This is a genomic window from Pseudomonadota bacterium (genome assembly GCA_022361155.1).
GTDB lineage: Bacteria > Myxococcota_A > Polyangia > Polyangiales > JAKSBK01 > JAKSBK01.
Window position 1 is genome coordinate 1 of sequence record JAKSBK010000586.1, and the last position, 5,390, is coordinate 5,390.

Annotated in this window: 5 protein-coding genes; 2 read left to right on the forward strand and 3 right to left on the reverse strand. The window is 65.7% G+C overall.

The features are described from left to right. Positions 1–130 precede the first annotated feature (130 nt). A complete protein-coding gene (locus tag MJD61_22120; GenBank protein MCG8557955.1) occupies positions 131–1,822 on the reverse strand; it encodes a transglutaminase domain-containing protein in 1,692 nt (563 codons plus the stop codon). Between the two features lie 114 nt (positions 1,823–1,936). Here MJD61_22120 and MJD61_22125 point away from each other — a divergent pair, with 114 nt between their 5' ends. Further along, entirely contained in the window at positions 1,937–2,977 is a 1,041-nt protein-coding gene (locus MJD61_22125; GenBank protein MCG8557956.1) for a M50 family metallopeptidase, read from the forward strand. Between the two features lie 171 nt (positions 2,978–3,148). Continuing rightward, positions 3,149–4,234: a peptidyl-prolyl cis-trans isomerase gene (locus MJD61_22130; protein ID MCG8557957.1), complete on the forward strand. Its 1,086-nt coding sequence runs from the start codon at positions 3,149–3,151 to the stop codon at positions 4,232–4,234. Between the two features lie 93 nt (positions 4,235–4,327). On the opposite strand, the gene MJD61_22135 is transcribed toward MJD61_22130, so the two are convergent. Then, positions 4,328–4,795 carry a hypothetical protein gene (locus MJD61_22135; protein ID MCG8557958.1) on the reverse strand — a complete coding sequence of 156 codons (468 nt, stop codon included), beginning with the start codon at positions 4,793–4,795 and terminating at the stop codon, positions 4,328–4,330. 381 nt (positions 4,796–5,176) lie between these two features. Further along, positions 5,177–5,390 (reverse strand): hypothetical protein (locus tag MJD61_22140; GenBank protein ID MCG8557959.1); only part of this gene is annotated, 214 nt, incomplete at its 5' end.

Sequence of the window (5,390 nt, forward strand, 5' to 3'; positions counted from 1 at the left end):
AGCGGCTGCACCGTTCAACAAGCGGCTGCACCGTTCAACCCGTACCCCGGGGCCGCATTCGGTAGGCCATGGCCGGCTGATTCCGCTCTGGGCTCACGCCGATGTGATTCGCCGTACCCCGGGGCCGCATTCAGTAGGCCATGGCCGGGGCGTAGCGGGGGGTATCGGGGGCGATCACCACGAGCCGGTAGTCTCCTGGCTTCAGATCGGCCGGCACGCCGAACGAGCGACCGAAATCGCCACCCGGGCCGGTGAGCGTCACGCCGAGCAGCAACGTGCGCGACTGGTCGACGGCAGCCAACGACACCTCCACCCGCAGCCCTGCCACTCCCTGCCCGGTGGGACCCAGCACCAGGCCCCTCACGGCCAGCATCTCGCCGCGGACCACGGAATAGCGGTGCTTGCTCAGCCGCACGGTCAGCCGCTCGCGCCCGGTGTCGACAGAGCCGGCAGCCGGATCGGCCCCCTGGGTGGGCATGCCGAGAAACGGCGCGAGCCGCCCACCCGGGGAGCCGGTGGTCGCGCGCGCCAGCCACCGCGCCTGCGAGGCCCCCACGGGACGCGAGAGCGAGCCACGCAGGCCTCGTACGTTGCCCGCGAGCAGCGAGTAAGCGCGCTCGTAGGCCTCGGGGCGTGGCAGCGGATCGGGGTTTTCCGGGATGTAGACGGGCCGCGTGGCCGCGCCAGTCGCGTTGAGGCCGTGGGCCGCGCCACCGAGGTCGATCCGCATCCAACCGGCGCCGAACAGCTTCACCTCCACCCAGGAATGGGCCTCGTTCTGCACAAAACGAGCAGGAACACCGAGCGCCTGAGCCAGAATCGTGAATCCGTAGGACCGGTGGCGGCAGATGCCCTTCTTCGAGCGCACCAGATCGGCCAGGATGTCACCGCTGTCGCGCGGCGGCTCCTCGGATTCCTCGAAAGCTCGAAAATGTGCGGTCAGCTTCGCGAGCGCTTCAGGCAGTGACGAGCTGGCGTGAACGCCGAGCTCTGATGCGAGCCGCAGCGCACGCCGCCGGATACCGGCCGGCATCGGCCGGCACTCGACCGCGAGGGCGTTCACGGGGACCTGCGGCACCGGTTGTGCGAAATACCCCTGTGGAGCATCGGTCAGGAAGCTCAGGCGCACCTTCTTGTTCCGGGGCAGGGCCCCCGCCACGCTCACGAAGAAGTTGTCCGCTCCGTCCTTGCTCACCTGGAGCGCTACGTTGGGCTCGGCGCGCAGCAACAGCAGGTGCGAGCCCGGGGCCACAGAGGGTAGGGGGGTGCGGCGGCCCTCACGCAGGTCGAGCTCGACGTAGCCCCAGAACCGGTCGCGAGCCGAGTCGGACTGGTCGCTGTGCTGCGCTGTCACGGCGACGCTATCGCTCCGTGGCTGCCAAACGCCGAGCACCGGTGTGCGTCCGTCCTTGCCGAACGCCACGGCATCGAGCGCAGTAACGCGCTTGAACGGAGCGATGGTAGGGCTGAAGCATGCGTGATACTCTACCGTGGATTCGAGCGCCGTCAACCGATCCGGACGAAACGCGGCCGAACGCCGACCCGGGCGCTCCTGGCCCCGGCCGTCGCCGCTGGAAGCGATCATGGACAGGGGCGGCGCTACCGTGGTGTCGGGTGGTCCGACCAGCTCACCACGATACGAAACGAGCGGCGGTCCGCCGCTGGTCCGCGCCAGGGTGGCCAGCGCCTCGTTGCTGTCCACGTCGGGAACGAACTCGTGAAGGACCTGGGCTTGACTGCCAGTGGAATGCGTTGCGAGCAGCAGCGCCCCCAAGACAGCCTGGCGGATTCGGTGCTGGCACGGCGTCCGGCGCTGCGGCATGCCAACAGCTTAGGGCCCGCGTGGCCCCAAGACGATGTTGGGGTTATGGTGTGGGGTATTGCTGTGCCCTGGCGGGCTCGCTTGCGTGGTGTACCACGACGGTGCCGCTCCTACATGAGCATCTTCGAGATAAGCGTCGCGATCATCGGCCTTTCGTTGCTCGTGGTCATTCACGAGGGAGGCCACTACCTGGCGGCGCGCGCTTTCGGGATGCGCGTAACGCGCTTCAGCATCGGATTCGGCCCCGTGTTGGCTCGCTACCAGCCCAAGGGCAGCCCGACGGTCTTTCAAATCTGTGCCATCCCGTTCCTTGCCTACGTGCTGATCGCGGGCATGAACCCCGCAGAGGACGTGGATCCCGATGACCCGTCGCTGTACCCGAACAAGGGTGTGTTTGCGCGCATCGTTACCATCTTCGCCGGCCCGTTCGCGAACTACCTGACGGCGTCCGTGCTCGTGTTCGGGCTGGCGCTGTCGGGCTGGCCGCGTAGCGTGCCGGTCGAACGCATGATCATTGGAGCGGTGGAGCCCGGCACACCCGCTGCGCAGGCGGGCCTGAAGCCGGGCGACGTGGTCGTGCGCGCGAACGCCCAGCCCGTCAACGACGTGCAGGACCTGATTGCCGTAACGAAGCCACGTGGGGGGCTCGCCACCGAGTATGTGATCGAGCGAGGCGGCAAGACCAGCACGCTCACCATCACGCCCGCACAACGAGGCGGCCGCGGAGTCATCGGTGTCGTGCCCAAATTCAAGACCGTCTACGAGGTGCAGCCGGCTTCCGATGCCGCGCGTCTGGCCCTGGTCTATCCCTACGCCATCACGGTCGAGCAGCTCAAGGGCTTGGCCAGCCTGGTCAGGCAGCGCAGCACGGACGGGCTCAAAGGCCCCATCGGCATGGGCAAGCTCGTGGCCGAGCGGGCCGGCAAGGGAGTCGCGGAGCTGATGTCGATACTGATGCTCATCTCCGTGGCGCTCGGCATGTTCAACCTGCTGCCTTTCCCGGCGCTCGACGGCGGACGGCTGGTGTTTTTGGGCTACGAGCTCGTAACCCGCCGCCGCCCGAACGAACGCATCGAGGCCGTGGTGCACACCGTGGGCCTGCTCGTCCTGCTGGGCGTAATCGTGCTGGTCACGATCCGCGATGTCGTTGGCTGAGCGGGCAAGGGCAAGGGTAGGGAAAGGGCACTTACGCTGGAAGTGCGCTTCGACATGGCATACAACGTGGCGCGGTCTTGGTTTGGTATTGCTAGACACCTTCATGCGCCTTGTTCAGCCCCCAGATATCGGACCGCGCTGCCTTCGCGCCCGCGCTGGAGGGTGGCGGCTGTGGTGAGACCCGGCGCGGAAACCTTGGCCCGCGCGCTGCTTGTGGTCGTGCTTGTCGCATCCACCCTGAGCGCGCAAAGCCCCGCGACGCGGGGCACCAATCGGCAAGGCAATCCAGAAGCCGGCCCTGACCCAATACCGCGAGTCGATGCGGCGGAGCGCGAGCGGCTCGCCCGGCCCGTGGTCGGGTTCGAGGGGGGGGCCATCACCGTAGCCGACTTGGAGGCCATCTTGGCCGAGATGTCTCCGATCGTGAGGCGGCGCTACCGCAAGCCGGAAGCACTCAAGGCGCTGCTCGACCGTCAGGTACGTGTGGAGCTGCTCGCGGAGGAAGCCGAACGATCGGGCTTTGGCAAGCACCCGAAGCTCGTCCATAGCGTCAAGCAGAACAGCGTCCAGTTGCTCATCCGAAAGGAGTTCGATGAGCGCATTACGCCCGAGTCGGTGGCTGCCGAGGATGTCGCCAAGTACTACGAACAGCACCTGGCCGAATTCAACCGCGAGGCCATGGTCCGTGCGGGCCACATCGCGCTAGAGGACCCCAAACGGGCCAGGGAGCTGCTCAAGAAGGTGCGATCCGCGGACATGCGCGAGTTCAGGAAGCTGGCACGCGAGCACAGCACCGACGCACAGACCAAGCTGCGCGGCGGCGACCTCAACTACTTCAACGCCGCCGGCGTACCTCAGGGCGCCGACAAAGCAAGTATCGACCCCGCGATCGTGGGGGCTGCCTTCAAGCTGAAGAAAATCGGGGACATCGCACCACGGCCCGTCCGCACGGCGAGCGGCTTCAGCCTCGTCAAGTTGACCGGCAAGCGACCTGGCCAGAAGCGGACAAAGGAAGAAGTCGAAGCCAGCATTCGTCTGCGACTGTGGCGCCAGCAGCGCCAGCAAGCGATAGAGGAGTTTGTCTCGCAGCTGAAGAAGGACAACGAGCCAAAGCTGCACACCGCCTCGATCGAGCTCATCCGCCTCGAGCCGGAAACAGCCGGGGCCCGAGGCCCGGCCTCGTTGAGCCCGGCCAAGCCCGTTCCCACACACAAGCCGCACAGCTCTGCGCCCGCACGTTCGCGGGCCCCGTACTAGACCGACTCGAGACTAGCGCCTAGAAGTCGAGACTAGAGGGAAGAGACTTCTGGCGCGCGGGCAGCGGGAAACACAAGCTTCACGTCGGGGCGGTCAGGGCGAGCACGCCTTGAAGCAGCGCGGCGTAGCTGGGATCAAACCCGGAAAAGACACGCATTCGCCCCCCAAGGCGTCGCATTGGGTCGTGCCGCACGGCGGTGGCAGCATATTGAACGGCGGCGGCGAGCTCTGTGTGTAGGCGCAATAGGGGATCGGAGAGACTTGCGGGTTGTTGACGCAAGTGGCGGTAACCGGGCAGGTGCCTGACCCGAACCCCAAGCCAGCTGGACCGAACCCGCCAAAACCACTCGGGCCCCAGCCAAAACCGCTGAAACCAAAACCGCCAAAGCCAAAACCACCAAAGCCAAACCCGGCCGCGCCAAAGCCAAAACCGCCAAACCCGGCCGCACCGATGGGCTGCTGGTTGTTACATCCACCGGCGCAGACGGCTATGCCCGCCACCAGCGCCGCCACCAGAACCGGATTGCACGTACGTGTTCGGACGTTCTTGGAAACGGACATGTTGACCTCCTGAGCTATGCGCTAAGCGAATCTCGTTGGGCTGAGCACTTTCCGGCTCCGGCTAGCATGCTCACCGTGCGGAACGCCAGAATTCTGCCTCGACCGCCAGGTTCCGCTGCCGGAGTTGGCAGGAACGTACCTGGAGTCACTACACACATCAAGCGCAAGCACGCCGTTCGTGCTTGTTTGGGATGCAGAACAGACCCGGAATCGGGTTCAAGTGCCGCTAACGTGCACAAGTCGGCGGTTTAAGGTCGACGCTTGCACACGCAGTACAAGGACGAGGAATCACGATTGCATCCAAACGCCAAGCCCGAGGCTGCTGCAACCGGGGACTCGAAGTCCCTCCTGAGCGTCTGGCTTCACGCTACTGTACGGATCTCAAGCGTGGCCGAGCTCTTTGAGTAGGTCCCTATCCAACCAGGACAGGGCTATCGAGTTCTCGGTGCAGTCTGTTTTTCCGGCGCGGGTGAACGCGGCCGGGGACGCTTGGGTCAGCAACTTGGACAATAGGGATGGAAAATGATCGTGACTCTGTGTGCAGATGGTAGCTGGCGGGTCGAGTTGCTGCTCGCCGTGTTCATCTCGTGGCGGG